The organism is Pseudomonas sp. Fl5BN2 (assembly GCF_009908205.1).
Lineage (GTDB): Bacteria > Pseudomonadota > Gammaproteobacteria > Pseudomonadales > Pseudomonadaceae > Aquipseudomonas.
Window position 1 is genome coordinate 39164 of the sequence record NZ_JAAARL010000017.1, and the last position, 26870, is coordinate 66033.

At 62.0% G+C, this 26870-nt stretch carries 23 protein-coding genes; 14 read left to right on the forward strand and 9 right to left on the reverse strand.

What is annotated here, in order from left to right:
- Nucleotides 1-292: 292 nt before the first annotated feature.
- The 3 genes from GV819_RS22640 to GV819_RS22650 form a co-directional block, all read right to left on the reverse strand.
- Nucleotides 293-1114, reverse strand: coding sequence for a peptidoglycan DD-metalloendopeptidase family protein (locus GV819_RS22640; RefSeq protein WP_161758274.1), 822 nt, complete (start codon nt 1112-1114; stop codon nt 293-295).
- A 3-nt stretch (nt 1115-1117) separates the two neighbouring features.
- Entirely contained in the window at nt 1118-2497 is a 1380-nt protein-coding gene (gene xseA, locus GV819_RS22645; protein WP_161758275.1) for an exodeoxyribonuclease VII large subunit, read from the reverse strand.
- 166 nt (nt 2498-2663) lie between these two features.
- On the reverse strand, nt 2664-3560 hold the full coding sequence (locus tag GV819_RS22650) for a LysR family transcriptional regulator (RefSeq protein ID WP_161758276.1): 897 nt from the start codon (nt 3558-3560) through the stop codon (nt 2664-2666).
- Between the two features lie 101 nt (nt 3561-3661).
- Between GV819_RS22650 and GV819_RS22655 the strand changes: the two genes are divergently transcribed.
- From GV819_RS22655 to GV819_RS22685, 7 genes are all read left to right on the forward strand, one after another.
- Nucleotides 3662-4432 (forward strand): sulfite exporter TauE/SafE family protein, encoded by a 771-nt coding sequence (locus GV819_RS22655; protein ID WP_161758277.1) that lies wholly within the window; start codon nt 3662-3664, stop codon nt 4430-4432.
- A 131-nt stretch (nt 4433-4563) separates the two neighbouring features.
- On the forward strand, nt 4564-5112 hold the full coding sequence (locus tag GV819_RS22660; RefSeq protein ID WP_161758278.1) for a sugar ABC transporter ATPase: 549 nt from the start codon (nt 4564-4566) through the stop codon (nt 5110-5112).
- 130 nt (nt 5113-5242) lie between these two features.
- The gene (gene guaB / locus GV819_RS22665) at nt 5243-6712 is read left to right on the forward strand and encodes an IMP dehydrogenase (protein WP_161758279.1); all 1470 of its coding nucleotides are present in this window, start codon (nt 5243-5245) and stop codon (nt 6710-6712) included.
- Between the two features lie 104 nt (nt 6713-6816).
- Nucleotides 6817-8394 carry a glutamine-hydrolyzing GMP synthase gene (gene guaA / locus GV819_RS22670; protein ID WP_161758280.1) on the forward strand — a complete coding sequence of 526 codons (1578 nt, stop codon included), beginning with the start codon at nt 6817-6819 and terminating at the stop codon, nt 8392-8394.
- Nucleotides 8395-8541: 147 nt separating this feature from the next.
- Nucleotides 8542-9426, forward strand: coding sequence for a M24 family metallopeptidase (locus tag GV819_RS22675; protein ID WP_161758281.1), 885 nt, complete (start codon nt 8542-8544; stop codon nt 9424-9426).
- Between the two features lie 265 nt (nt 9427-9691).
- Nucleotides 9692-9970, forward strand: a complete 279-nt coding sequence (locus tag GV819_RS22680) for a hypothetical protein (protein WP_161758282.1) — start codon at nt 9692-9694, stop codon at nt 9968-9970.
- Nucleotides 9971-9975: 5 nt separating this feature from the next.
- Complete coding sequence (locus GV819_RS22685; protein ID WP_161758283.1) at nt 9976-10497, forward strand: helix-turn-helix transcriptional regulator; 522 nt, start codon at nt 9976-9978, stop codon at nt 10495-10497.
- Between the two features lie 16 nt (nt 10498-10513).
- Here the strand turns inward: GV819_RS22685 and treR are convergent, their stop codons facing one another.
- Nucleotides 10514-11218: a trehalose operon repressor gene (gene treR / locus GV819_RS22690; RefSeq protein WP_161758284.1), complete on the reverse strand. Its 705-nt coding sequence runs from the start codon at nt 11216-11218 to the stop codon at nt 10514-10516.
- Nucleotides 11219-11448: 230 nt separating this feature from the next.
- Here treR and treP point away from each other — a divergent pair, with 230 nt between their 5' ends.
- The 7 genes from treP (at nt 11449) to tadA (ending at nt 20897) form a co-directional block, all read left to right on the forward strand.
- Nucleotides 11449-12891 carry a PTS system trehalose-specific EIIBC component gene (treP, locus tag GV819_RS22695; RefSeq protein WP_161758285.1) on the forward strand — a complete coding sequence of 481 codons (1443 nt, stop codon included), beginning with the start codon at nt 11449-11451 and terminating at the stop codon, nt 12889-12891.
- Between the two features lie 60 nt (nt 12892-12951).
- Nucleotides 12952-14598 carry an alpha,alpha-phosphotrehalase gene (gene treC, locus GV819_RS22700; protein WP_161758286.1) on the forward strand — a complete coding sequence of 549 codons (1647 nt, stop codon included), beginning with the start codon at nt 12952-12954 and terminating at the stop codon, nt 14596-14598.
- 109 nt (nt 14599-14707) lie between these two features.
- Nucleotides 14708-15931, forward strand: coding sequence for a maltoporin (locus tag GV819_RS22705; protein WP_161758287.1), 1224 nt, complete (start codon nt 14708-14710; stop codon nt 15929-15931).
- Nucleotides 15932-15991: 60 nt separating this feature from the next.
- On the forward strand, nt 15992-18526 hold the full coding sequence (gene ptsP / locus GV819_RS22710; RefSeq protein ID WP_161758288.1) for a phosphoenolpyruvate--protein phosphotransferase: 2535 nt from the start codon (nt 15992-15994) through the stop codon (nt 18524-18526).
- A 2-nt stretch (nt 18527-18528) separates the two neighbouring features.
- Complete coding sequence (locus GV819_RS22715) at nt 18529-18825, forward strand: PTS transporter subunit EIIB (protein WP_161758289.1); 297 nt, start codon at nt 18529-18531, stop codon at nt 18823-18825.
- A 207-nt stretch (nt 18826-19032) separates the two neighbouring features.
- Nucleotides 19033-20409 carry a multicopper oxidase family protein gene (locus GV819_RS22720; RefSeq protein ID WP_161758290.1) on the forward strand — a complete coding sequence of 459 codons (1377 nt, stop codon included), beginning with the start codon at nt 19033-19035 and terminating at the stop codon, nt 20407-20409.
- A complete protein-coding gene (gene tadA / locus GV819_RS22725; RefSeq protein ID WP_161758291.1) occupies nt 20409-20897 on the forward strand; it encodes a tRNA adenosine(34) deaminase TadA in 489 nt (162 codons plus the stop codon). Before GV819_RS22720 ends, tadA begins: the two co-directional genes overlap by 1 nt.
- Before the next feature lie 148 nt (nt 20898-21045).
- Here tadA and cmoB read toward each other — a convergent pair whose 3' ends face one another.
- The 5 genes from cmoB to lon form a co-directional block, all read right to left on the reverse strand.
- The gene (cmoB, locus tag GV819_RS22730; protein ID WP_161758292.1) at nt 21046-22002 is read right to left on the reverse strand and encodes a tRNA 5-methoxyuridine(34)/uridine 5-oxyacetic acid(34) synthase CmoB; all 957 of its coding nucleotides are present in this window, start codon (nt 22000-22002) and stop codon (nt 21046-21048) included.
- The gene (cmoA, locus tag GV819_RS22735) at nt 21999-22742 is read right to left on the reverse strand and encodes a carboxy-S-adenosyl-L-methionine synthase CmoA (RefSeq protein WP_161758293.1); all 744 of its coding nucleotides are present in this window, start codon (nt 22740-22742) and stop codon (nt 21999-22001) included. The genes cmoB and cmoA overlap by 4 nt, the downstream gene beginning before the upstream one ends.
- Before the next feature lie 170 nt (nt 22743-22912).
- Entirely contained in the window at nt 22913-23548 is a 636-nt protein-coding gene (locus tag GV819_RS22740; protein WP_161758294.1) for a lysoplasmalogenase, read from the reverse strand.
- A 1-nt stretch (nt 23549) separates the two neighbouring features.
- Complete coding sequence (locus GV819_RS22745; RefSeq protein WP_161758295.1) at nt 23550-23942, reverse strand: protease inhibitor I42 family protein; 393 nt, start codon at nt 23940-23942, stop codon at nt 23550-23552.
- A gap of 160 nt (nt 23943-24102) precedes the next feature.
- Nucleotides 24103-26523 (reverse strand): endopeptidase La, encoded by a 2421-nt coding sequence (gene lon, locus GV819_RS22750; RefSeq protein WP_161758296.1) that lies wholly within the window; start codon nt 26521-26523, stop codon nt 24103-24105.
- Nucleotides 26524-26870 lie beyond the last annotated feature (347 nt).

The window sequence follows — 26870 nt, forward strand, 5'->3', positions numbered from 1 at the left end:
CGATTCAGCCTGGCAGTCGTGCGCTGACGAGACAGAGGCTTCGGTGTTGACGACGCTGAATGAGGGTATGAGAAGTTTTCATGTGCTCAACCCTAACCATTGAGATGAACGTTGGCAAGCAGTCGGAAAAAATTGAGAGGAATACTCGAATTAAGGGGTTTGTCGAGATTTTATTCTGGATTTGTTAGCTAAGCGTTGTACGAATTGCGCGGTCCGTACAAGCGGCGCAATCGCTGCAGGGGCCGGCTTGCCGGCGAATCGCTACCGATTGCCGGCAACCGGGGTTGCCCAATCAGGGCTGAAAGGCGCCGATAAAGATTGCCGGGTCGACCCGTGCATCATTCAGGCTGACGTTCCAGTGCATATGCGGCCCAGTAGCACGGCCAGTAGAGCCGACCTTGCCCACCACCGCCCCTCGCGCCAGGGACTGGCCGGCCTTCACGTCGATCTTCGACATGTGGCAGAACATGCTGATAAACCCCTGGCCGTGGTCGACGAACACCGTGTTGCCGTTGAAGAAATAGTTGCCGATCAGAATCACCTTGCCTGCCGCTGGAGTCTTGATCGGCGTTCCTGCCGGTACTGCGAAATCCAGTCCAGCATGAGGGTTGCGTTCCTCACCATTGAAGAAGCGGCGTACGCCAAATTTGCTCGACAGCGGCCCGTTGACGGGCTTGTCCAGCAGCAGGTTGCTCGGGGTGTTGGGGCTGAAACTGCGATAGGCGCGGATCTGCTCCGCGAGTTCACCGTCGATGCGTTTCAGGTCCGCGGGGTTCGGGTTCACCTGGCGCTGGTTCTTTAGGGTGATGCGTTGCTCGGGGTATTTCTTGCTGCCGACCGTGAAGCTCAGGTTCTGGCCACCGGCACTGACTTGCTGGGTTCCAGGCTTGACCGTCAATGGGATACCAACAATGGCCAGCCAATTGTTCTGCTCCTTCACCACCAGTACCGGCTTGCCCTGGTAGTTGGCCTTGGGCGCCTGGGCGGCACTGCCCAGGTCGATCACGGCCACGCCACCAGGTACGGGCTTGTTCAACAGGCGGGTGATATAGCTGTCGGCGTGAGCGTTGCAGGCCAGGCACAGCAACAGCAGGGAGCAGAGAAAACGTGGCATGGGTCAGTCCAGTAAAGAAAGGGTGACAGGCGTCAGGTGGTTGTCCTCGACCCGTACTTGCAGCTCACCTTCACCGAGGCGGGCAGTGAGGCGCTGGCCGTTGCGGGTTTGTCCGGCTGTACGGATGGCCTGGCCGCGGTCGTCCAGAAGAATGCTGTAGCCCCGACCCAGGGTCGCCAGGGGGCTGACTACATGCAGGGTCTGCATCTGGCTGTGCAGTTGCAGGCGGCGGGCTTTCAGGCCTTCACGCATGGCTCGGGGCAGGCGCTCGGCAAGGCTGTCGAGGCGTTGGCGCAGCAGGGCCAGTTGGCGTCCCGGGTGCTGGGCTCCGAGGCGGGTTTCCAGGCGGATCAGGCGTTCGCGGCGGGTGTTCAGGTTGCGCTCGAAGGCCCGGCGCAAGCGCATGTCCAGATCGTCCAGGCGTTGCGCTTGTTGGCGCAGGCGTTCGCCAGGATGGCGCAGGCGTCGGGCCAGGCCATCCAGGCGCAGGCGGTCGCGCATCAACCGATCGCGAATGCGCATCACCAGGCGCCGATGCAGGCTGTCGACCCGGCGTTGCAGATCGCTGGAGTCCGGCGCCAGCAATTCTGCGGCGGCGGAGGGCGTGGGCGCGCGGACGTCAGCCACGAAATCGCTGATGGACACATCGGTTTCATGGCCGATGGCGCTGACGATGGGCGTCACGCAAGCATCCACGGCTCGGGCCACGGCCTCTTCGTTGAAGCACCAGAGGTCTTCCAGGGAGCCGCCGCCCCGAGCCAGGATCAATGCGTCGAAGCCTCGGGCATCGGCCAGTTGCAAGGCGCGGACGATCTGTGCGGTGGCTTCGCGGCCCTGCACGGCAGTGGGGATCAGGGTCAGGGAAACCTGGGGGGCACGGCGCCGGAATACGCTGATGATGTCGCGAATCACTGCACCGGTGGGCGAACTGATGATGCCAATGCGTTGTGGATGAGCCGGCAACGGCACTTTGCGCTCGGCACTGAATAGCCCTTCGGCGCTGAGCTTGTCTTTCAGTGCATCGAAGGCCAGGCGCAGGGCACCGTCGCCGGCGGGCTCCACGGTATCGAGAATCAGCTGATAGTCGCCGCGCCCTTCGAATAGCGAGACTTTGCCGCGAACCTTGACCGCCAGGCCGTCCTTCAATGCCTGGCGGACCCTCGCGGCATTCTGCCGGAACAGTGCGCAGCGCACCTGGGCGCCGCTGTCCTTGAGGGTGAAATACACATGGCCGGACGCTGGGCGGGCGAGGTTGGAGATCTCGCCTTCGACCCAGATATTGCTGAACACGTCTTCGAGCAGCACCCGGGCGCGGCCGTTGAGCTGGGTGACGGTGAGGACTTCGCGGTCCAGGCCGAGTCGTGCAAAGGGATCTTTAATCATGGCGCGCAGTTTAAAGGCCTGCCTGGCGATGGAACAACGCAAATCGGCAGAGCATGTAGCGACTGCCGAATACTGCGATCGGTCACGAAGTGAGCGCAGGGGCTTGAGAGCGCTGAAAGCCTTGCGGGCTTCTTCGTCTGAACGTGGCCCTAGCCTGCGGCAGCGGCTACAGGAGATTGCGGAAATGCTCGACGAATTGTGCCACCAGAGGCGTCGGATCTTGTCGATAGGCGAGGGCGATAGTGCTTTGGCAATCGGTATCGGCCAGCGGCAGAAAATGAATGCTGGTCGGAGCAATGTCCCGCATCGACTCGGGCAGCAGGGCAATGCCAAACCCGGCCTGGATCAGTTGCAACTGAGTGGTCTTGCGGGACACCACACGAGCCGCCTTGGGAAAGAAACCCTGGCGCATGCACAGCTCTGCCGACAGGTAGCTCAAGCCGCCACGCTGGGGGTGGGGAATGGAGATGAAGGCTTCTTCCTTGAGCTGCGCCAGGTCGATGCCCTTGCTCGGAGGGTCCAGCGCCAGCGGATGCTCCGGCGGTACCGCCAGCAAGAGCGGCTCGCTGAACAGCGGCACGATTTGCACCCCTTCCCGTTGGCGCAGCACTGGCAGGCGCAATAGGCCGACATCCAGGCGGCCTCCGGCCAGTTCTTCCAACTGTGCCTCGGAAGACAGTTTGACGATGTCCACCGACGCTCCGGCGCAGCGCTGTAAGTAGCCGCTGATGCTCTGCAGCAGGCGGCCGCTCATGGGCACGGTGCTGGAGTGGCTGAGGCGCAGAGTACCCAGTTGTCCCTGGCCCACTTGGGTGGCCAGTTCGCCGGCCTTGTGCAATTCGGTCAGCAGATTGCGTGCCTTGGGGAAGAAGACTTCGCCTGCGGCCGTCAGCCGTGGCAGGCGCGCGGTGCGCTCGAACAGCGGGGTTTGCAGCTGGCTTTCCAGTTCCTTGATCTGCCGGCTGAGGGCTGACTGGGCGACGAACAGGCGTTCTGCAGCAGCGCTGAAGCTGCCGCATTCGGCGATTTCCACGAAGTAGCGCAGTTGACGAGTCGAAATCACAAGGCATGCCTTTTTGCGATGGGTTGGCGGCTTTGACGATATTAGTCGCAAGGCTCGCTGCTGGCTAAAGTCATTGCGTACTCATTTGGGAAGTCGCAGTGATGAGCGTGATCATCGAGGGTTTGAACCAGTGGTCGTTTGGCCCGGGTAGTTGGTTGGCGATAGGCCTGGGCATCGCGCTGGCGTACATAGTGTTTGGCATTGCCGGGTTCGGCACGGCGCTGGTGGCGGGGCCGATCCTGATCCTGTTCATGCCGCTGTCGAAGATCGTGCCGCTGCTGGTGTTGCTGGATTTTGTCGCCGCCTTTGGCAACCTGTTGCCGTCGCGCAGGGAGGTGGCCAGGCCCGAACTATTGCGCTTGCTGCCATGTATGGCGCTGGGTTGCACCTTGGGGGTGATCTTTCTGCTCAACCTCAAGTCCGATCTGTTGCTTCTATTAATGGGGCTGTTCATCAGCGCTTATGCCATTTACAGCTTGTGGGTGAAGGCGCGTCCAACCCGGTTGGCGGCAGGCTGGTCGGTGCCGATGGGAATAGTCGGTGGGATGTTTGGTGCCTTGTTCGGCAGTGGCGGCTTCTTGTATGCCATTTATCTGAACAGCCGCTTGCCCAAGGATCCGGCGCGGGCAACTCAGAGTGCGTTGATCAGTTGCAGTACCGTGGTGCGCCTGAGCCTGTTCACTGTGGCTGGCGTCTATGCCGAGCTGCCGTTGTTGCTGTTGGCGGCGTGCCTGTTACCGGCGATGGCACTGGGGTTGTGGATCGGGCGCGGCTTGACCAGGAAGTTGTCTCGGGAGGCCTTTGTACGACTGGTGACCTGGTTGGTGCTGGCCAGCGGTATTGCCTTGATTGGCCGCTACCTGAGTACTTGACCTGTGGGGTTCAGGGATTAAGCTGCGGGCCTTCAGATCTGTTCGCTGGCAAACCGGCTTCTACAATTGACAGTAGGAGCCGGCTTGCTGGCGATGCGCGTTTTCTGCCTTTCGACGTTTCAGGCTTATCCATGAATTCCCAAAGCATTCTCGTCCCGAAAATTTCCACTTTGCCGGTGCACGAACCCCGGGCCCGGGCGATCGTGCGTTGGCTGGTGCGCAAGAACATTATCGAGGAGGACTTGACCACCTGCGGGCGGACCGGCAGTCGCATGGGGCATGCCATCGCCCCCGGTGCCCGGGACGTGGTACTGCGTCCAGAGGCCTTGCCTTTTGGCGAGCTGATCAACGGCCTGGAGATCATCACCAAGCGTTGCATCTATACCCCGGCCAAGGGGTTTCTCGAAGAAGCCGGCTGTGCCGAGTGTCGCCAGGAAATCGGTGAAGCGTTGTTCGAGAGTCTGGAAGAGTGGATGCCTGGCCGCACCGACAACTTCACCTGCCCCGAATGCGGTCATGAAGATGACATCAACGGTTTCCTGTTCCTCCAGGAGTGCGGCTTTTCCAACCTGGGGTTCATTTTCAACAACTGGGCGCAGGCGGGCTTCAAGCAGAGCTTCATCGACGAGTTCGCCGATTGGCTGGATCAGCCGGTAAGTTGGGTCAAAGTGCAGTTGTAATCGCTGCTACGGATCGAAGCGAGATATCCATCTATCACTCCAGCGATATTAGGCTGAGTTTTACATTGAGCCCGGGTAGGTGTCTGAGTATAATGGCGCGCTTCCATTTTCCCGCCCGGGAGCCCCCGCGATGCTGCGTATCAGCCAAGAAGCCCTCACCTTCGACGACATCCTCTTAGTGCCCGGTTATTCCGAAGTACTGCCTAATGAAGTCAGTCTTAAGACCCGTTTGACCCGTGGCATCGAGCTGAATATCCCACTGGTTTCCGCCGCCATGGACACCGTCACTGAAGCCCGTCTGGCAATCGCCATGGCTCAGGAAGGCGGCATCGGTATCATCCACAAGAACATGACCATCGAGCAGCAAGCTGCCGAAGTGCGCAAGGTCAAGCGTTTCGAAGCTGGTGTGGTCAAGGACCCCATCACCATCGAAGCCGAAGCCACCGTGCGTGACCTGCTCGAGTTGACCGGCATGCACAACATCTCCGGTGTGCCAGTGCTGCACAACGGTGATTTGGTGGGCATCGTGACTTCCCGCGACGTGCGTTTCGAAAGCCGTCTGGAAGTCAGCGTCCGTGAAGTGATGACGCCTAAAGAGCGTCTGGTCACTGTCAAGGAAGGCGCCGACAAGACCGCCGTTCGTGAGTTGCTGCACAAACACCGTATCGAACGTGTGCTGATCGTCGACGACGCCTTTGCCCTCAAGGGCATGATGACCGTCAATGACATCGAAAAAGCCAAGGCTTACCCGCTGGCCAGCAAGGACGACCAGGGTCGCCTGCGCGTAGGCGCTGCGGTCGGCACCGGTAAAGACACGGGCGATCGCGTTGCTGCGCTGGTCAATGCCGGTGTTGACGTGGTGGTGGTGGACACCGCCCACGGTCACTCCAAAGGCGTGATCGACCGCGTACGCTGGGTCAAAGAGAACTTCCCTGAAGTGCAGGTGATCGGCGGCAACATCGCCACCGGCGCTGCCGCCAAGGCCCTGGCCGAAGCCGGCGCTGACGCGGTCAAGGTCGGTATCGGCCCTGGCTCGATCTGCACCACACGCATCGTCGCGGGTGTTGGCGTACCGCAAATCAGCGCGATCGCCAATGTTGCGGCAGCGCTGGTAGGCACTGGCGTACCTTTGATCGCCGATGGCGGCATCCGTTTCTCCGGTGACCTGTCCAAGGCCATCGTAGCCGGTGCCTCCTGCGTGATGATGGGCTCAATGTTCGCCGGGACTGAAGAAGCTCCAGGCGAGATCGAGCTGTTCCAGGGCCGTTCCTACAAGGCTTACCGTGGCATGGGCTCCCTGGGCGCCATGTCCCAGGCCCAGGGCTCTTCCGATCGCTACTTCCAGGACTCCTCCGCGGGTGCCGAGAAGCTGGTGCCGGAAGGCATCGAAGGTCGTGTGCCGTACAAGGGCACCCTGGGCGCGATCATCCATCAATTGATGGGTGGCCTGCGTTCTTCCATGGGCTACACCGGTAGCGCCAACATCGAAGAAATGCGCACCAAGCCGGAGTTTGTCCGCATCACCGGCGCCGGCATGGCTGAATCCCACGTCCACGACGTGCAGATCACCAAGGAAGCGCCCAACTATCGCGTAGGTTGATAGTGATCGCCTTCAGGCCCAGGCCTGGAGGCGATTGACGAATTTAGTAACCGGGGCTGTGTTTTTCAGCCCCGTGTCGTTTCTGAAATTAGACGAGACTGACCATGGCCCTCGACATCCACGCTCACCGCATCCTGATCCTCGACTTCGGTTCCCAGTACACTCAACTGATCGCCCGCCGCGTGCGTGAGATCGGGGTCTACTGCGAACTGCATCCGTTTGATATGGACGACGAAGCGATTCGCGAATTCGCTCCCAAAGGCGTGATCCTCGCCGGCGGTCCCGAGTCCGTGCACGAAGCCAACAGCCCTCGCTGCCCGCAAGCGGTGTTCGAACTGGGCGTGCCGGTCTTTGGTATCTGCTACGGCATGCAGACCATGGCCGAGCAACTGGGCGGCAAGGTCGAAGGTTCCGAGCTGCGTGAGTTCGGTTATGCCCGGGTTGATGTGGTGGGCAAGAGCCGCCTGCTGGACGGCATCGAAGATCACGTCGACGCCGACGGCCTGTTCGGCCTCGACGTGTGGATGAGCCACGGTGACAAGGTCACCAAGATGCCGCAGGACTTCCACATCCTGGCCAGCACTCCGAGCTGCCCGATTGCCGGCATGTTCAACGATGACCTGCGCTACTACGGCGTGCAGTTCCACCCGGAAGTGACCCACACCAAGCAGGGCGGTCGCATCCTCTCGCGCTTCATCCTCGACATCTGCCAGTGCGAAGCGCTGTGGACCCCGTCGAAAATTGCTGAAGACGCCATCGCCAACATCCGTGCCCAGGTCGGCACCGACAACGTCTTGCTGGGCCTGTCCGGCGGCGTTGACTCTTCGGTAGTTGCCGCGCTGTTGCACAAGGCCATCGGCGACCAGTTGACCTGTGTCTTTGTCGACAATGGCCTGCTGCGCCTGCACGAAGGTGAGCAAGTGATGGCCATGTTCGCCGAGAACATGGGCGTCAAGGTGATCCGCGCCAACGCTGAAGATCAGTTCCTGAACAACCTGGCCGGCGAGTCCGACCCGGAGAAGAAGCGCAAGATCATCGGTCGCACCTTCATCGACGTGTTTGATGCCCAGTCCAACAAACTGGACAACATCAAGTACCTGGCCCAGGGCACCATCTACCCGGACGTGATCGAGTCGGCTGGCGCGAAAAGCGGCAAGGCCCACGTGATCAAGTCGCACCACAACGTCGGCGGCCTGCCGGAAGAGATGAACCTCAAGCTGGTCGAGCCTCTGCGCGAGCTGTTCAAGGACGAAGTCCGTCGTCTGGGCCTGGAGCTGGGCCTGCCGTACGACATGGTCTACCGTCACCCGTTCCCGGGCCCGGGCCTGGGCGTGCGCATCCTCGGTGAAGTGAAGAAGGAATACGCCGACCTGCTGCGTCGTGCCGACCACATCTTCATCGAAGAGCTGCGCAAGGCCGATTGGTATCACAAGGTCAGCCAGGCCTTCGTGGTGTTCCAACCGGTGAAATCCGTGGGCGTGGTCGGCGATGGCCGTCGTTACGCCTGGGTCGTGGCCCTGCGCGCCGTGGAAACCATCGACTTCATGACCGCACGTTGGGCGCACCTGCCTTACGAGCTGCTGGAAACCGTCAGCGGCCGCATCATCAATGAGATCGAAGGCATCTCCCGCGTCACCTACGACGTGTCGAGCAAGCCGCCGGCCACGATTGAGTGGGAATGATCGCTCGGTCTCACGCTTGTGAGGCTGTGGTGAATCGGACGAGTGTTTTCTAGTCCGTTAAGAAGGCCCCTGATCGTGAGATCAGGGGCCTTCTTGTTAATGAAAACGGGCTGCCCAATGAGGCTGTCATCGGATAGGGCTGTTGAGATGAGTGTGTTTGGCAAGTTGCTGAGAGCCTTGGGCTTGGCGGCTGAAACGCCGGAACTGCCGAGCGTGACGGTACCGCCATTGTCACGTTTTGATCGTTTTGCCGCGGACAACCGCGAGGCTTTTGCGTTGATCGGTGCCTTGCCGGAGCAGGACATTGTGGCTGAAGAGAGGCGTCTTGCTGGCGAAGTGACGGACATTCTGCTGGCGCTCAAGCCGCTTATCGTGGAGGGGGTGTCGCGCCTGGAGATTCAGGAGCATGTGCTCCAGCAACTCGATAGCCGTCAGTTGCTGCCTGCGCTGGTGGGCTACAAGGGATACCCCGCAGCCGTTCCTGTTTCGGTGAATGCGCAGCTGATCAGTTGCCTGCCCTCTGAGGAGCTTTTGCCGGCCAGTGCATTGGTCAAGGTCGAGGTCATGGTGTCATCCCGCAAGGGTTATGGTGCGCAGTCCTGGACCTTTGCCACGCCTGGCGCCAGCGCGGAACAACTGCGTTTGCTGAGCTGTGCCAAGGACGCTCTGGGGCAGGGCTTGCGGCAGGTACGCGGCGGTGAGTCACTGGGGGCTATCGGCTGCGCTATCCAGGAGGTGCTGGACGCCCAGGGATTCAGTGCAGTGATTGAATATTGCGGTTATGGCATGGGCAGGCAGCGGATCCAGGCGCCTCAGGTCTTGGGTTACCGCGTTGCGGGGCATTGCGAACCCATGGTGGCAGGCCAGGTATTGAATGTTCAGGTGTTGGCCAAGGCCGGGACCCCGCATGTCCGGGTTATGTCCAATGGCTGGAATGTGGTCGCCCACGACCGGTGCGACGGCGTGGTGCTGAGTGCCATGGTCCGAGTGACGGAGGAGGGAGCAGAGCGTCTCAGCCGATTTGTCGATTGAAGTCTCTGTGTTGCAAAAAAATGGCGATCGCACCTTGGGTGGATCGCCATTTGTATGTCCGGGTATTGGAAAACCCGGTTTTTTCGCGTTCACGCAATACCGGGAAAGATATTGCCCCGTTTAGCCTCAGGGGTGCCGTGTACCCTTCGAGTCTGCCCCTCATTGTTTTGTCCTTGCAGCGAAGTATCTGCTGAGCGGCGTTGATCGGATTGTTTGTGGTTGTCAGTTGACAACCTTGTATTCCTGACGATACTGGAGGCTACGGATGGCTCGTGCAATTCATCCCAAGAAGGATATTGAAATGGCCCTGCGCTACGCCGAATGGCAGGGCTGGCGCATCGAGGTCGGCGGTGGTCATGCCTGGGGCCGGATCTACTGCCCGTACAACAACGAAGTGTGCCGCTGTGGCGAGTTCTGCATCACCAGTGTCTGGCGCACACCGAAGAACCCGGCCCAGCACGCCCGGGCGCTGTGTCGGGTGATCGACAACTGCACCGTGAACCAGCTGCGTGGGGCCAAGGCACCGGCAGCCCGTCAGGAGTAAGCACCATGGAATACCTGTTCACCCTCAACTATCTGTTGCCGCTCGAGGGCTGTGATCCGCTGCAACTGGTGGAGCGCCTCGGCGCGGCGGGTTGCACCGATGCCCTGGTGGGCACCGGATTGGCCGGGCGCCTGGCCCTGGAGTTCAGTCGCGAGGCCGAGACTGCCGAAGCGGCGCTGCTCAGTGCCTTGGCGGATATCAAGCGGATCATTCCCGAGGCGCGGCTGGTGGAGGCCAGCCCGGATTTCGTCGGCCTCAGCGAGATCGCCGAGATCGTCGGCGTTTCGCGGCAGAACATGCGCAAGCTGATGCTCGGTCATGCCGACAGCTTTCCCTTGGCGATTCATGAAGGCAGTGCTTCGCTGTGGCACCTGGCGGAGGTCCTGAGCTGGCTCGACAGCAAGGGCGGCTATCCGCTCAAGCACCCGGTGATCGAGGTGGCGCGGGTGGCGCAGCAGGTGAACACCGCCAAGGAGTCGAAGCGCATCGGCCCCCTCAGCGGTGAACTGCTGGCTTTGTTGGGCTGACGAGGCAGGACGGGGCTTAGCGCCGGGCTACGTCGGAGAAGTAGAACTTGTCCAGGGTGTGCCGTGATTCGGTGTACTCGAACTGCCGACCATCCTGGAGAAAGGTCTGGTTGCTCACCACGATTACATGGCTCTGGCCGTCCAGGTCGAGCAACTGCTGGTCGTCCTTGCTCCGCGGGCTGGCTTCGATGGTGCGCTGGGCATAGCTGATGTTCAGCTGCAGGGTCTGTTCGATGTACGCATAGATCGAGTGCTCGGCAATCTGCCGGTCCAGCCCGGGAATCAGTTCGGCGACAAAGTGGTTGATGTCGAGAATCACCCGCTTGCCATCGATCCGCCGGACCCGTTTGATCCGGGTGATCAAGCAGCCTTCCTCTGCCTGCAGATGAGTCCGTAGTACGCCTTCAAGCGGAAACTGGCTGAACTCCACCACCTCGGTGCTGACGTCATCGCCCAGCCGGGGATAGGTTTCCTGGAAACTGACGATGCCGCCCAACTGGAACTCGATGGGGTTGGGTGACAGCACGAAGGTGCCCTTGCCATGGATCTTTTGCGCGAAACCGCGCTCCTGTAGCAGTTCGATGGCCTTGCGCACGGTGCCTCGGCTGGCCTGGTAGCTGTCCATCAGTTCGCTTTCCGAAGGCAGGCGGGCGCCACGCTCCAGACGTTCGGTGGTGATGCTGGCAAGCAGATCGCTGTAGATCTGGTTGTATTTGCTCATGGGATGGCTCTGTGCCGGAGTGTGCTCAAGGCAGGCACCTTAAGGGCTGGACGGTGCATTTGTCCATGTGGCTGACAGGTACTGCGCGGGTTGAAAAAACATGACGCCAGGCCGTGGGTAGAAGAAAAGCACAAACTCGTCTGTACGAGTTGTTGATTTAACTCGTACAGACGAGTAGCTTGCTCCTCGGCGTGCTGCCAATAACAAAAAACTCAGGTGGAAGAACAAGCATGAGCCACGACTATTCAACGATCGCCAGCGAGTTGCTGCACAGCCTCGGTGGCGCCAACAACCTCGAACAGGCGGCCCACTGCGTGACCCGCCTGCGCCTGGCGCTCAAGGACCCAAGCCTCGTCGACAGCGCCACACTCAACCAGATCGACCTGGTCAAAGGCTCGTTCTTCACCGGCGGTTTGTTCCAGGTGGTGATCGGCCCCGGCGAAGTGGAAAAGGTCTACGCGGCGTTGCGCCAGCAGACTGGTCTCGCGGTTGCCACGATTGCCGATGTAAAGCAGAAGGGCGCGGAAAAAACCAACGCCATGCAGCGTCTGGTGCGCGTGTTCTCCGATGTGTTCATGCCGATCCTGCCGGCCCTGATCATCGCCGGCCTGCTGATGGGCGTGAACAACCTGCTGGGTGCCAAGGGCATGTTCATCGAGGGCAAGACCCTGCTTGAGGCCTACCCGGGCCTCGATGGGCTCTGGAGCCTGATCAACCTGATGGCCAACACCTCCTTTGTGTTCCTGCCGGCGCTGGTGGGCTGGTCGGCGGCCAAGCGTTTTGGCGGCAGCGAGATCCTCGGCATTGTCCTGGGGCTGATGCTGGTGCACCCGGACCTGCTCAATGCCTGGAACTACGGCAAGGCGGTGGCCGGGTTGGACGGCCAGAGCCTGCCGTACTTCGATATCTTCGGCCTGTTCCGGATCGAGAAGGTTGGCTACCAGGGGCAGATCCTGCCGATTTTGCTGGCGGCCTATGTGATGAGCGTGATTGAGAAGTGGCTGCGTGCCCGAGTGCCCAATGCCATCACCCTGCTGGTGGTGCCCATCACCACCATCGTGGTCACCGGCGTGCTGGCCCTGGGGATCATCGGTCCGGTGACCCGGCACCTGGGTATCTTGATTACCGAAGGCGTGGTCACCTTGTTCGACCTGGCACCGGTGGTCGGTGGTGCCATTTTCGGCCTGCTCTACGCGCCGCTGGTAATCACCGGCATGCACCACATGTTCCTCGCCGTTGACCTGCAGCTGATCTCCACCCAGGGCGGCACTTTCATCTGGCCGATGATCGTCATGTCCAACCTGGCCCAGGGCAGCGCGGCCCTGGCGGTGTTTGTCATGAGTCGCAACGCCCGGGATCGCAGCATGGCCTCGACCTCGGCGATCTCCGCCTACTTCGGCATCACTGAACCGGCGATGTTCGGCGTCAACCTGCGTTACAAGTTCCCGTTCTACGCGGCGCTGATCGGCTCGGCGCTGGGCAGCATCTTCCTCTCGCTGAACAAGGTTCAGGCCTCGGCGATTGGCGTCGGCGGGCTGCCGGGGTTCATCTCGATCATTCCCCAGTCCATTCCGATGTTCGTCGTCGGCATGCTCATCGCCCTGGTGGTGCCTTTTGTCCTCACCTGCGGCCTGTGCCTGAAGATCATTCGTCCCGGCTACCGCGTGGCCTGAGCGGCTCTGTAAACGCCGGCTTGCCGGCGAATGCCCTCGTACTTTCCAAAGGATTCCCCCATGCAAGACTGGCAGCGTTCGGTGATCTACCAGATCTATCCGAAGAGTTTTCACAGCCACCAAGGGCAGGCCACCGGCGACTTGCTGGGCGTGGTGGACAAGCTCGACTACCTGAAATGGCTGGGGGTCGACTGCCTGTGGCTGACGCCGTTCCTGCGTTCGCCGCAACGGGACAACGGCTATGACATCAGCGACTACTACGCCATCGATCCCAGCTACGGCAGCATGGCCGACTGCGAGCGGCTGATCACCGAAGCCGGCAAGCGCGGCATCAAGCTGATGCTGGACATCGTGGTCAACCACACCTCCATCGAGCACGCCTGGTTTCAGCAGGCCCGTAGCAGGCTGGACAACCCCTACCGGGATTTCTACATCTGGCGCGATGAGCCCAACAACTGGGAATCCAAGTTCGGCGGCTCCGCCTGGGAGTACGAGGCGCAGACCGGCCAGTACTACCTGCACCTGTTCGATCACACCCAGGCCGACCTCAACTGGGACAACCCCCAGGTGCGCGCCGAAGTCTTCAAAATGATGCGCTTCTGGCGCGACAAGGGCGTCGGCGGTTTCCGCCTCGATGTGATCAACCTGATCTCCAAGCCGGCGGATTTCCCCGAGGACCAGAGCGACGGACGACGCTTCTACACCGACGGCCCGAACGTTCATGAGTACCTGCAGGAGATGCATCGGGAGGTGTTCGCCGGACACGATCTGGTGAATGTCGGCGAGATGTCCTCCACCCGCCTGGAGCACTGCATCCGCTATTCCCATCCGGAGTCGAAGGAGCTGTCGATGACCTTCAACTTCCATCACCTGAAGGTGGATTACCCCAACCAGCAGAAGTGGCTGCGGGCCGATTTCGACTTCCTCGAACTCAAGCGCATCCTCTCCGATTGGCAAACCGGCATGCAGGCCGGCGGCGGTTGGAATGCGCTGTTCTGGTGTAATCACGACCAGCCGCGGGTGGTCTCGCGCTTTGGCGATGACGGCGAACACCGGGTGGTGTCGGCGAAGATGCTGGCCACCGCGTTGCACCTGCTCCAGGGCACGCCTTTCGTCTACCAGGGTGAAGAGTTGGGCATGACCAATCCGCACTTCGAGCGGATCGAGCAGTATCGCGATGTCGAGACCCTGAACATCCACCGCCTCAAGCGCGAGGCCGGTGAAGAGCCGCAGGCCATCATGGCGGCGATCCAGCAGAAATCCCGGGACAACGGGCGCACGCCGATGCAGTGGAATGCCGGTGCCAATGCCGGTTTCAGCAGCGCCGAGCCCTGGATCGGGATAGCGGCCAATGCCGGTCAGATTAATGTCGAGGCCCAGCTCGGCGACGAAGATTCGGTGCTGCATCACTATCGCCGGCTGATTGCCCTGCGCCGCCATGAGGCACTGATTGAGCACGGTTTCTATCGTCAGCTGCTGCCCGAGCACGGGCAGATCTGGGCCTATGTGCGCGAGGGCAAGGGCGAGCACCTGCTGGTGGTGAACAACTTCTACGGCTCGCCGTGCGCGGTCGAATTGCCGGAAGCGGTCATCAGCGCCGCCATGCAACAGCGCTTGCTGATCAGCAACTACCCGGACCATGAGCCGCGCAGCCGGCACTTGCACCTGCGGCCTTACGAGTCCTTCGTCCTGCACCTGACCCTGTAGGAGCCGGCTTGCCGGCGAACCGGACCACGCGGCTTTCCGGCCGAATGCATGCGCCGGACAGCCGGCTCCGGCGAATTCGAACATCACAATAAAAATAATGGGGTGGCTTATGAAACCAACAATCAATCGCGGCCTGGCGGCGTCCTGCCTGTGCCTGGTATTGCCCTTGCCGGCTCAGGCCCTGGAGTTTGCCGGGTACCTGCGCAGCGGCCTCGGCACCTCGGTCAACAGCGGCTCGCAATCCTGTTTCCAGTTGCCTGGCGCGCAATCCAAGTACCGCCTGGGCAACGAGTGCGAGCAGTACGCCGAGCTGGAGCTGCGCCAGGACCTGTACACCCTGGAAGATGGCTCGGTGCTCAGCGTCGACGGCATGGCCTCGCTCTACAACCGCTACGACCGCAACCTGACCTTCCAGGGCGACAACGGCTCGGCGCGCATGCCGCAGATGTACGCCCAGTGGTCGAACCTGCCCAGTCTCAATGGCGGTTCACTGTGGGCCGGGCGCCGTTACTACAAGCGTAATGACATCCACATCTCCGACTTCTACTACTGGAACCAGAGCGCCACCGGTGGCGGTGTCGAAGACGTGCGCATTGGCGATCTGAAATACAGCTACGCCTTTTCCCGCAAGGACAACCTCTACCAGAAACAGGCCGTGAGCCGTCACGACTTCAACGTCGCCGGGTTCCAGACCAACCCTGGCGGCGAGCTGGAGCTGGGACTGAGTTACCTGGAAAAGCCCGACCGCAGAGGCGCCCACAACGGCTGGGCGATCACCACCCAGCATGTGCAGAAGGCGTTTCTCGGTGGCAAGAACAAACTCGCCCTGCAATATGGCGAGGGGCCCGGCACGGGACTCGGCTACACCGGTAACCCCTATCTGGATGACAGCAACAAGAGTTATCGCCTGGTGGAGTTCTTTGACTGGCAGGTGACTCCGCGTTTCGGCGGTCAGGTGGAGGCGGTCTACCAGAAGGACATTCGCCCCGACGGGCAAGACCAGAACTGGATCTCCCTTGGCGTGCGGCCGGCCTATGCGATCACCGAGCAGTTCAAACTGGTGACCGAGTTCGGCCACGACCAAGTGGAAGCGCCGGGAGGCACGCGCAAGCTCAGCAAATTTACCTTCGCGCCTACCTGGTCACCCAAGGGGCCGGAGTTCTGGGCCCGACCGGAGGTGCGCTTGTACTACACCTATGCCAGCTGGAACGAAGCGGCCAAGCGTGCGGCCAATGAGCTGGCCGCCGGCTCCGCGCTGTCCGATAGCGGTGTGTTCGGCACTGCCCGGCACGGCGCGAACGTCGGTTTGCAGGTCGAGTACTGGTGGAAATAAGCGATGCTGTCGGGGCTCGCGCTCCATCGGCACTTCAAGGAATCAACAGCAGGTGACCTCATGGCCATAACCCAACCCTTGCAATTGCTTGCGCCCCTGTCCGGGGTGCTGTTGCCCCTGGACCAGGTCCCGGACCCGGTGTTTTCCAGCCGGGTCATCGGGGACGGGCTATGCATCGACCCGACTTCCCAGACCCTCTGCGCACCTCTGTCCGGGGTGATCAGCAATCTGCAGCACAGCGGCCACGCGGTGAGCATCACCGGCGAGCAGGGCCAGCAGGTGCTGCTGCATATCGGGCTGGATACGGTGAACCTGGCGGGCAAGGGTTTCACCTGCCTGGTGCAGGAAGGCCAGCAGATCACAGCAGGCCAGCCGCTGATCGAGTTCGACGCCGATTACCTGGCCTTGCACGCCCGCAGCCTGCTGACCCTGATGCTGGTGGTCAGTGGCGAGGCGGTGACGGGGCTGGTTGCCGACAGCCTGCTGGTGGAATTGGGGCAGCCGGTGCTGCGGCTCGATCCAGCCACCGCCGGGGCTGCCCAAGTGCCGGAGGCTGAAGGACAGGCGCAGTTTTCCAAGCCGCTGATTCTGGCTAACCCGCAGGGGCTGCACGCGCGTCCCGCCGCGTTGCTGGCCCAGGCAGCCAAGGGTTTTGCCGCAAGCGTCTACCTGCACCGGCGCGTGGATTCGGCGAATGCCAAGTCCCTGGTGTCGATCATGGCGTTGCAGACGGTTCAGGGCGATGTCTTGCAGGTCAGTGCCGTGGGTGTGGATGCCGAGCAGGCGATCCAGGCTTTGGCGGCGTTGTTGGCGTCTGGTTGTGGCGAAAATGTCAGTACGCTGTCGAGCCCCGAAGCAGTGGCTGTGTTCGATGAGGCGCCTGAGAAAGTCTTGCGCGGTATCTGTGCGTCAGCAGGTTCGGCCTTTGGCCAGGTGTTGCAGGTGGCTGAGCAGCGTCTGCAAATACGTGAGTCGGCGGCCAACCCACAGCAGGAACTGGAGGCCCTCGAAAAGGCGCTGCGGGAGGCGGCCCGAGCCCTGCAAGAGCTGAGGGAAAACGCCCGCGGCGAGGTGCAGGAGGAAATCTTCCGTGCCCATCAGGAGCTTCTGGACGATCCGAGCCTGCTGGAGCAGGCCGAAACCCTGATCGCCAGCGGCAAGAGTGCGGCGTTTGCCTGGAACAGCGCCATCGAGGCCATCGCCGATCTGTTCAAGGGGCTGGGTAGCAACCTGCTGGCAGAGCGCGCGGTGGACTTGGCGGACGTCGGCCAGCGGGTACTCAAGTTGCTTCTCGGGGTCGAGGAAGACGCCTGGAGCCTGCCGGACCAGGCCATCCTGATTGCCGAGCAACTGACGCCTTCGCAGACCGCGAGCCTGGATACCGGCAAGGTGTTGGGGTTTGCTACCGTGGGCGGCGGCGCCACTAGCCATGTGGCGATCCTTGCCCGTGCGCTGGGCCTGCCGGCGATCTGTGGCCTGTCGCCCCAGGTCCTGTCCTTGGCCAACGGTACGCGGGTCCTGTTGGATGCCGATCGCGGCGAGCTGCATACAGACCCTGATCCGCTGCTGCTGCAACGTCTTGATGCTCAGCGCCAGCAGCAACGCCTGCGTCAGCGCCAGGACCTGGCCCAGGCGGCGCTGCCGGCGGTGACCCGCGACGGTCATCACCTTGAGGTTACGGCCAACATCGCCTCCCTGGCGGAGGCCGAGCAGGCGGTGAGCCTGGGTGGCGAAGGCGTCGGCCTGCTGCGTTCGGAGTTTCTCTATCAGGACCGCAGTCAGGCACCGAGTCCCGAAGAGCAGGCCGACAACTACCGGGCCATAGCCCAGGCCCTGGGGCCTGGGCGCAACCTGGTGGTGCGAACCCTGGATGTCGGTGGTGACAAGCCCCTGGCTTATGTACCCATGGAGCATGAGGCCAACCCGTTTCTTGGCCTGCGAGGCATTCGCCTGTGCCTGGCGCGTCCCGAACTGCTGCGAGAACAGTTGCGGGCGATTCTCGCCAGCGCTGGGCAGGCTCGGCTGCACATTATGTTGCCGATGGTCAGTCAGTTGGCGGAACTGCGTCAGGCCCGGCAGATACTGGACTCGGAGGTACAGGCCCTGGGCCTCGTGGAACGGCCGAAACTGGGGATCATGATCGAGGTGCCCTCGGCGGCCTTGATGGCGGATCGCTTCGCTGCGGAAGTGGATTTCTTCTCCATCGGTACCAACGACCTGACCCAATACACCCTGGCCATGGACCGTGATCATCCGCGTCTGGCGGGGCAGGCGGACAGCTTTCATCCGGCAGTGCTGCGTCTGATCGCTACTACCGTCCGGGCCGCCCATGCTCACGGCAAGTGGGTCGGGGTTTGCGGAGCGCTAGCTTCAGAGAGCCTGGCAGTACCGTTGTTGCTGGGCCTGGGGGTGGATGAGCTGTCGGTGAGCGTGCCGCTGATTCCGACCATCAAGGCACGGATACGGGAGCTGGACCTGGGCGAGTGCCAGGCCTTGGCCGCTCGCATTATCGATCTGGAAGATGCCGCTCAGGTGCGTGAATGCCTGCAGCAGCATGAAACCACCACCGTCGGCGCACTGGTTCTGGAGAACTGAAGATGTTCGAGAAATTACAGCAGGCGTTCTGGAAAGCCCTGACCCCTGACCTAGTGCCCGATCAGCCGAAAGCGCCGTCGCCCAAAGCCGCCGACAATGCTCTGGCAGAATCCATGCTGGCGGCATTGGGAGGCAGCGCCAATATCAAGAGCCAGCAACGCTTGGCCCTGACCCGGATGCGGCTCGAGTTGCACGATCCGCAGCTGCTGGATGTCACGGCCTTACGGGTGGCCGGGGTGCCGGCGGTGATGTCCCTGGCCGGAGGGGTGGTGCACCTGCTGCTGGGATTGCAGGGTTGAGCGGGCCTTTCGCCGGCCAACCGGCGCCGAAAAATGATCGGTGCAGACGCTGGCTGGCCAGCTAAGAGACCCGCAAAAACGCCGCCAACTCCCCGACTTCCCTGCGTCCCGTCGCCACGCCGGCCTTACTGTTTCTCAACTGCGGGTGTATCGTATTCGCCTTTTGCGGGCCTGGGTCCGCCGCAGATATGTGAGGTAGTTGAGTCCATGTCCTTTACCCGTCGACAAATACTCGGTGGTCTGGCCGGTCTGGTAGTGGTTGGCGTGGGAGCAGGCGGCGCGTCGCGTTACTGGCTGGGAAAAATGGCCGATGCTGAGGCGGGCCATGACTACGAGCTGATCGCCGCGCCACTGGATGTGGAACTGGTGCCGGGGCACAAGACCGAGGCCTGGGCCTTTGGTCCTTCGGCGCCGGGCACCGAGCTGCGGGTACGTCAGGGCGAATGGCTGCGGGTGCGCTTCATCAACCACCTATCGGTGGCCACCACCATCCACTGGCATGGCATCCGCCTGCCGCTGGAAATGGACGGCGTACCCTATGTCTCGCAACTGCCGGTGCTGCCCGGCGAATACTTCGACTACAAGTTCCGTGTGCCGGATGCCGGCAGCTACTGGTACCACCCACATGTGAATAGCAGCGAAGAACTGGGCCGCGGCCTGGTGGGACCGCTGATCGTCGAAGAACGCGAACCCACCGGGTTCAAGTACGAGCGCACCCTGAGCCTGAAAAGCTGGCACGTGGATGAAGAGGGCGCCTTCATGCCCTTCAGCATTCCCCGGGAAGCGGCACGGGGCGGCACCGCCGGGCGCCTGTCGACTATCAATGGCGTGTCCCAGGCCGTGATCGAGCTGCCGGCTGGGCAGATTACCCGGGTGCGCCTGCTCAACCTCGACAACACCCTGACCTATCGCATCAATATCCCTGGTGTCGAGGCGCAGATCTACGCGTTGGATGGCAATCCCATCGAACCGCGTCCCCTGGGCAAGGAGTACTGGCTGGGCCCGGGCATGCGCATCTGCCTGGCGATCAAGGCACCGGCGGCGGGCGAGGAGCTGTCCTTGCGCAATGGTCCGGTGCGCCTGGGCACCCTGCGCTCGGTGGCCAACACCGATGCGCCGACTACATGGCCGAAGACCTTGCCGGCCAATCCGGTGGCCGAGCCGGATCTCGACAACGCCGAGAAGCTCAACTTCAATTTCGAGTGGGTTGGCTCGGTCTCGGTGAATGTGGACAATGGCCAGCCGCCGAGCCTGTGGCAGATCAACGGCAAGGCCTGGGACATCACCGACAAGACCTGCGCCGACCGCCCGATTGCCACGCTGAAAAAGGGCCAGAGCTACATTTTCGAATTGAAGAACATGACTCAATACCAGCATCCGATCCACTTGCACGGCATGAGCTTCAAGGTCATTGCCTCGAACCGCAAGAAGATCACCCCGTACTTCACCGACACCTACCTACTGGGCAAGAACGAGCGTGCCCGAGTGGCACTGGTGGCCGATAACCCGGGTGTCTGGATGTTCCACTGCCATGTGATCGACCACATGGAAACCGGTCTCATGGCCGCCATCGAGGTGGCGTGATGCGCCAGATTCGCCCGGCGTCGATCATCGACCGTAGTCGCGATCAGGACTTCATGCGTGAAGCCCTGGCCCTGGCGGCCCAAGGTGCAGCCCTGGGGGAAGTCCCGGTGGGCGCGGTGCTGGTGTCGGACGGTGAAATCATTGGCCGTGGCTACAACTGCCCGATCAGCGGCAGCGACCCCAGCGCCCACGCCGAAATGGTAGCGATCCGTGCGGCGGCCCAGGCGCTGAGCAATTACCGGTTGCCGGGCAGCACCCTGTACGTGACGTTGGAGCCCTGCAGCATGTGCGCCGGGCTGATCGTCCACTCACGTATTGCCCGGGTGGTGTATGGCGCCCTGGAGCCCAAGGCGGGGATTGTGCAGAGCCAGGGGCAGTTCTTCACCCAGGGTTTTCTCAATCATCGGGTGCTGTACGAAGGCGGGGTATTGGCCGAAGAGTGCGGCACGGTGCTGAGCGAGTTCTTCAAGGCGCGTCGAGCGCGCTGAGCTCAAACGCGTCCGCGGTTTTCGCGAGCAAGCCGGCTCCTACAAAAAACCGTAGGAGCCGGCTTGCCGGCGAAGAGGCCCTTGAGCCTTGTGCCGCTCTGGTGGACGCCTTCGCTGGCAAGCCAGGTCCTACAGGGGGAGGGTGGCGTTATTTTTTGGCGACAATCACTGCCCGCATCGGCGCCGGCAGGCCCTCGATGGTCTTGCTGTGGTCGTTGGGATCGAGGAAGTCGCTCAGGGACTGATACTTCATCCACTCGGTGCCGCGCTGTTCCTCGATGCTGGTCACGCTGACATCCACACAGCGCACGTCGCTGAACCCGGCGCGCCGCAGCCACAGTTCCAGGGCCGGCACCGAGGGCAGGAACCAGACGTTGCGCATCTGCGCATAGCGGTCTTCCGGCACCAGCACCTGGTGCTGATCACCTTCCACCACCAGGGTTTCCAGCACCAGCTCACCGCCCTTGACCAGGCAGTCCTTGAGCGCCAGCAAGTGCTCGATAGGCGAGCGGCGGTGGTAGAACACCCCCATGGAAAACACCGTGTCGAAACCTTCCAGGTTGGCCGGCAGGTCCTCGAAGGGGAACGGCAGGTGCCACACCGACGGCTCCGACAGGTAGCGCTGGACCGCCTGGAACTGGCAGAAGAACAGCCAGTTGGGGTCGACACCGATCACGCTGTGGGCACCCGCGCCGAGCATGCGCCACATGTAGTAGCCATTGCCGCAGCCGACATCGAGGATGCGCTTGCCTTTCAGGTCCAGGTGCGGGGCGACCCGCGACCATTTCCAGTCCGAGCGCCATTCGGTATCTACGTGCACACCGAACAGATCGAACGGCCCCTTGCGCCATGGCGACAGGCCCATCAGCGCAGAGCGCATCTGTACTCGGGTGGCCTCGTCGCAGTCGCAGTCCAGGCTCAGGCCATTGACCAGGTCGATCTCAGTGGGCTGGATCTTCGGCAGTGCATCGAGGGCGCTTTGCCAGCGCTCCAGGTCGCCGTGGCCTTTGTCCATCTTGGTATCGAGCTGGGCTTGCAGGCCGCTGGCCCATTCGGCCAGGGGCGTGCCCGCCATACGGCGAGCGAGGGGGGACAGATCAATCATGGCAAGGCAATCAACGAGGCAAAATTAAGACACTGGAACCACGGCACGACTTTCGAGAACCCGGCAGCCAGCAGGCGTTCGCGGTGTTCTTCGAGGCTGTCGGGCTTCATGACGTTTTCGATGGCGCTGCGTTTCTGGGCAATTTCCAGTTCGCTGTAGCCGTTGGCGCGTTTGAAGGCGATGTGCAGGTCGGTGAGCAGTGCGTGTTCCTCGCTGTCGTTGAAGCGCAGCTTCTCCGAGAGGATCAGCGCACCACCGGGCAGCAGCGACTGGCGGATGCGCCCGAGCAAGGCCAGGCGCTGCGCTGGAGCAATGAACTGCAGGGTGAAGTTCAACGCCACCACCGAGGCCGGCTGAAACTCCAGGGCCAGGATGTCAGCCTCGATCACCTCGACCGGCAGCAACTCCTGGAACATCGAGTCCTGGCCGTTGAGGTATTCCCGGCAGCGCTCGACCATGGCTGCCGAATTGTCCACGGCGATTACCCGGCAGCCGTCGCTGCGCACATGGCGGCGCAAGGCCTGGGTCACCGCGCCGAGGGAGGCGCCGAGGTCGTAAAGCGCACTGTGGGGCTGGGCGAACTGCGCCGCCAGGACCCCGAGGTTCTCGACAATGGTCGGGTAACCCGGCACCGAGCGCTTGATCATGTCCGGGAAGACCCGCACCACATCCTCGTTAAAGGCGAAGTCGGGCACCTGGGGCAGGGGCTGGGCGAAAAGGCGGTCGGGTTCTTTGCTCACGGCGGTTCCGGCGATGGAGATAAAAAGAGGGCGGCATTGTAGCCGCTGGCGCCGGTGGCGATAAGGCCCGAAGGGCCTTCAGGGGGGCGAGGGCGACACAAGGTGTGGTGCTGTTCGCCGGCCAGCCGGCTCCTACGGATTGTAGGGACCGGCCTGCCGGCGAAGCGGGGTCAGCGCGGCTTCTGGCGGAACGCCGAAGCGGCGATGCCCCACTGGCCCAGCCAGTAGAAAATGATGATGAGGTAGGGCACGGCATCGAAGGCCAGCACAAAGCGGCTGATGCCGATCAGGCTGTCGGAGAAGGCGAAGCTCAAGGCGCCCAGGGCCGCCAGCAGCGCCGAGCGCTTGGGCACCTCTGTGCCTAGGCGCGCCAGGGCCCGCCAGAGCATGGCGCTGATGGTCAGGGCGTAGACGATCACCGGGATCAGCAACGGGCCGAGGCCGTGGGATATCAGGATGCCCAACAGCACTGTGCCGATGGCCAGGGCCACCAGCAGCGGTAGCAGGGCCGGGCGCCGGCAATCACTGAGATAGGCCTTGAGATAGGCCAGGTGCGCCACCAGGAAGGCCCCGAGGCCGAACACGAACAGGTCCATGGGCCAGGCTAGCAACACATCGCCCAGTACCGAAAACAGCAGCCCGATAATGACCCAGCGGCGGTAGTCCCCGGGCGGTGCATCGTGCAGCCAGCCCAGCAGGGCGAGTACTGGCAGTGGCTTGACCAGCAGGCAGAGCAGCGTCGCATGTACGCTGACGCCGTAGATGAAGGTGGCGGCGCCCATCAGCGCAAGGATCAGCCAGCCCATGTCAATTGACCGTGATCGAGCAGTCGAAGGCCTTCACCGGGGACTCTTCCGGCGCCCAGGGTTGCTGATAGGTCAGCAACAGCCGGCCGGTACCGCTGGCAAAGGCCTGGAAGCGCCAGCTCGAGTGCCCACCGCTGCCCACCAGGCCGGTGTCGTCGGGGTTGTTGTAGACCTCGGGGCTGACCTTGCGCAGGATGCCGCCGGCCGAGTCCTGGATCGCCCAGCGATAACCTGTGGTGGGGTTGCTCGGTAGGGTGACGATCAGGTTTTGCCCGTTGTGCAGTTGCAACGGACATTCACTCTGGTTCTCCACCGTGACGTTTTGCTTGGGCTGGCTGGCGCAGGCAGTTAGCAGGGCAAGGCTGAACAGGGCAAGCAGGCGAGTTACGGGCATGGGGCAGGAGGCTCCGATCATTCATGACGAACGGCGAGCATAACTGAAGATGTTGCGAAGTGTGGGGAGGGGAATAGAGGTTGGCCGTTATGACCTCTTCGCCGGCCAGCCGGCTCCTACAGCTTGGCAGCTATAGGCGTCGGCTTGCTGGCGAATGGGCTTAGAACAGCACTTTGGCCACGTCGGCGAAACGCTTGGCGAAGTGCACGGTGATGCCTTCCTTGAGGTAGTCCGGCAGCTCTTCGAAATGCCCGCGGTTGGGTTCCGGCAGGATCAGCTCGTGGATCTTCTGCCGCCGCGCCGCGATGACTTTCTCACGCACCCCGCCAATCGGCAGCACGTGGCCAGTGAGGGTCAGCTCGCCGGTCATGGCCACGCCTTTTTTCGGCGGCTGGTTGCGTGCCAGGGACAGCAGCGCGCTGGCCATGGTCACCCCGGCGCTGGGGCCGTCCTTGGGCGTAGCGCCTTCCGGCACGTGCAAGTGGACGAAGGCTTCGTCGAAGAACTTGCTGTCGCCACCAAACTGCTTGAGATGCGAACTGACGTAGCTGTAGGCGATCTCCGCCGACTCCTTCATCACATCTCCCAGTTGTCCGGTGAGCTTGAAACCCCGGTTGAGGGTGTGAATCCGCGTCGCCTCGATAGGCAGGGTGGCGCCGCCCATGCTGGTCCAGGCCAGGCCAGTGATGACTCCGGTGCCGCTCAGTAGCTGCTCATTGCGGAACACCGGCATGCCCAGGGACGCTTCCAGGTCCTTGGGGCCGATCTTGATGCTGGCATCGGGTTCGTCCAGTAGCTTGACCACGGCCTTGCGCACCAGTTTGCCCAATTGCTTTTCCAGCTGGCGCACCCCGGCTTCCCGGGCGTAGCCGTCGATCACCGAGCGCAGGGCGCTGTCGCTGATGCTCAGGCTGTTCTTGGCCACACCGGCCTTCTCCAGTTGCTTGGGCCACAGGTGGCGCTTGGCAATGGCGAGTTTTTCCTCGGTGATGTAGCCCGCCAGGCGAATCACTTCCATGCGGTCAAGCAATGGCCCGGGAATCGAATCCAGGGTGTTGGCGGTGCACACGAACAGGACCTTGGACAGGTCCATGCGCAGGTCCAGGTAGTGGTCGAGGAAGTCGACGTTCTGCTCCGGGTCGAGAGTCTCCAGGAGGGCCGACGCGGGATCGCCCTGGTAGCTCTGGCCCATCTTGTCGATCTCGTCGAGCATGATCACCGGGTTCATCACCTCCACTTCCTTCAACGCCTGCACCAGCTTGCCCGGCTGGGCGCCAATGTAGGTGCGGCGGTGGCCCTTGATCTCGGCTTCGTCGCGCATACCGCCGAGGCTGAAGCGATAGAACGGCCGTCCCAGGGATTCGGCGATGGATTTGCCGACGCTGGTCTTGCCGACCCCGGGTGGGCCCACCAGCAGCACAATGGAGCCACTGATCTCGCCTTTATAGGCACCCACCGCGAGGAATTCGAGAATCCGATTCTTGATGTCGTCGAGCCCTGCGTGATGCTTGTCCAGCACCTTGCGCGCGTGCTTGAGGTCGAGTTTGTCGTCGCCGTAGACACCCCATGGCACTGCGGTGGCCCATTCCAGGTAGTTGCGGGTAACGGCGTATTCCGGCGAGCCGGTCTCGAGGATCGACAGCTTGTTCATTTCCTCTTCGAGGCGTTTCTGCGCCTGAGGTGGCAGGACCTTGCCCTGCAGGCGTTGCTCGAACTGTTCCAGGTCGGCGCTGCGGTCATCCTTGGTCAGTCCCAGCTCCTGCTGGATCACCTTGAGCTGTTCCTTGAGGAAGAACTCGCGCTGGTGCTCGCCGATCTTGCGGTTGACCTCGGCGGAAATCTCTTTCTGCAAGCGCGCGACTTCAACTTCCTTGCGCAGCATCGGCAAGACTTTTTCCATGCGCTTGAGCATTGGCACGCAGTCCAGCACTTCCTGCAGCTCGCTGCCGGTGGCGGAAGTCAGGGCGGCGGCGAAGTCGGTCAAGGGCGACGGGTCATTGGGGCTGAAGCGGTTGAGGTAGTTCTTCAGCTCTTCGCTGTACAGCGGATTGAGCGGCAGCAATTCCTTGATCGCATTGATCAGCGCCATGCCGTAGGCCTTGACCTCGTCGGTGGGCTCGCTGAGCTGGCGCGGGTATTCGACCTCCACCAGGTAGGGCGGACGATGGTGCTTGAGCCAGGTACGGATGCGCACCCGGGTCAGGCCCTGGGCGACGAATTGCAACTTGCCGTTTTCGCGGCTGGCGTGATGAACCTTGACCAGGGTGCCGTATTCCGGCAACGCGGAAGTATCGAAGTGCCGCGGGTCTTCCTGGGGGGTGTCCATGAAAAACAGGGCAAGGGAGTGGTGATCGGATTTGCTCACCAGTTCCAGGGTTTCGGCCCAGGGTTCTTCGTTGACGATGACCGGCAGCACTTGTGCTGGAAAGAACGGCCGATTGTGAATTGGAATGATGTAGACCTTGTCCGGCAGATTCTGCTCGGGCAGGGCCAGGTCGGTGCCATGGGCCGTCGATTGTTCGGTATTTTCCGGATCGATGTACTCACGCGGATCTTCGGGAAATTCTTGCTGGTCGCTCATGGAGGCTCCTGCGCGATGGTCTATGCAAGTTAGATGGGGCAGGTCATGGCGGGTTTCAATGGGAAACTGGTTTCAGCATTTTTCTGGAACGCCAAAAAGTCTGCCCGAGGCACTTTCAGGTATGGCGCAGACGGTGTTCCAGCGGATATCCGCGTAGGGTTTTGCGCTCAGTCCGGGCGTGCCGAGCAGGTCTTCTGAGAGCGTTTGAAGTGTCCGTCTGATACGAATTGTCAATAAAATGACTGAGGTAACACCTGTTTTATTGCGTGATCTTCTGTTGGTTGAGGATTAATCTGAGTGCCAGTCATGCTGGAATGAGACTGGCATTTATTTGACGCGCGCATTCA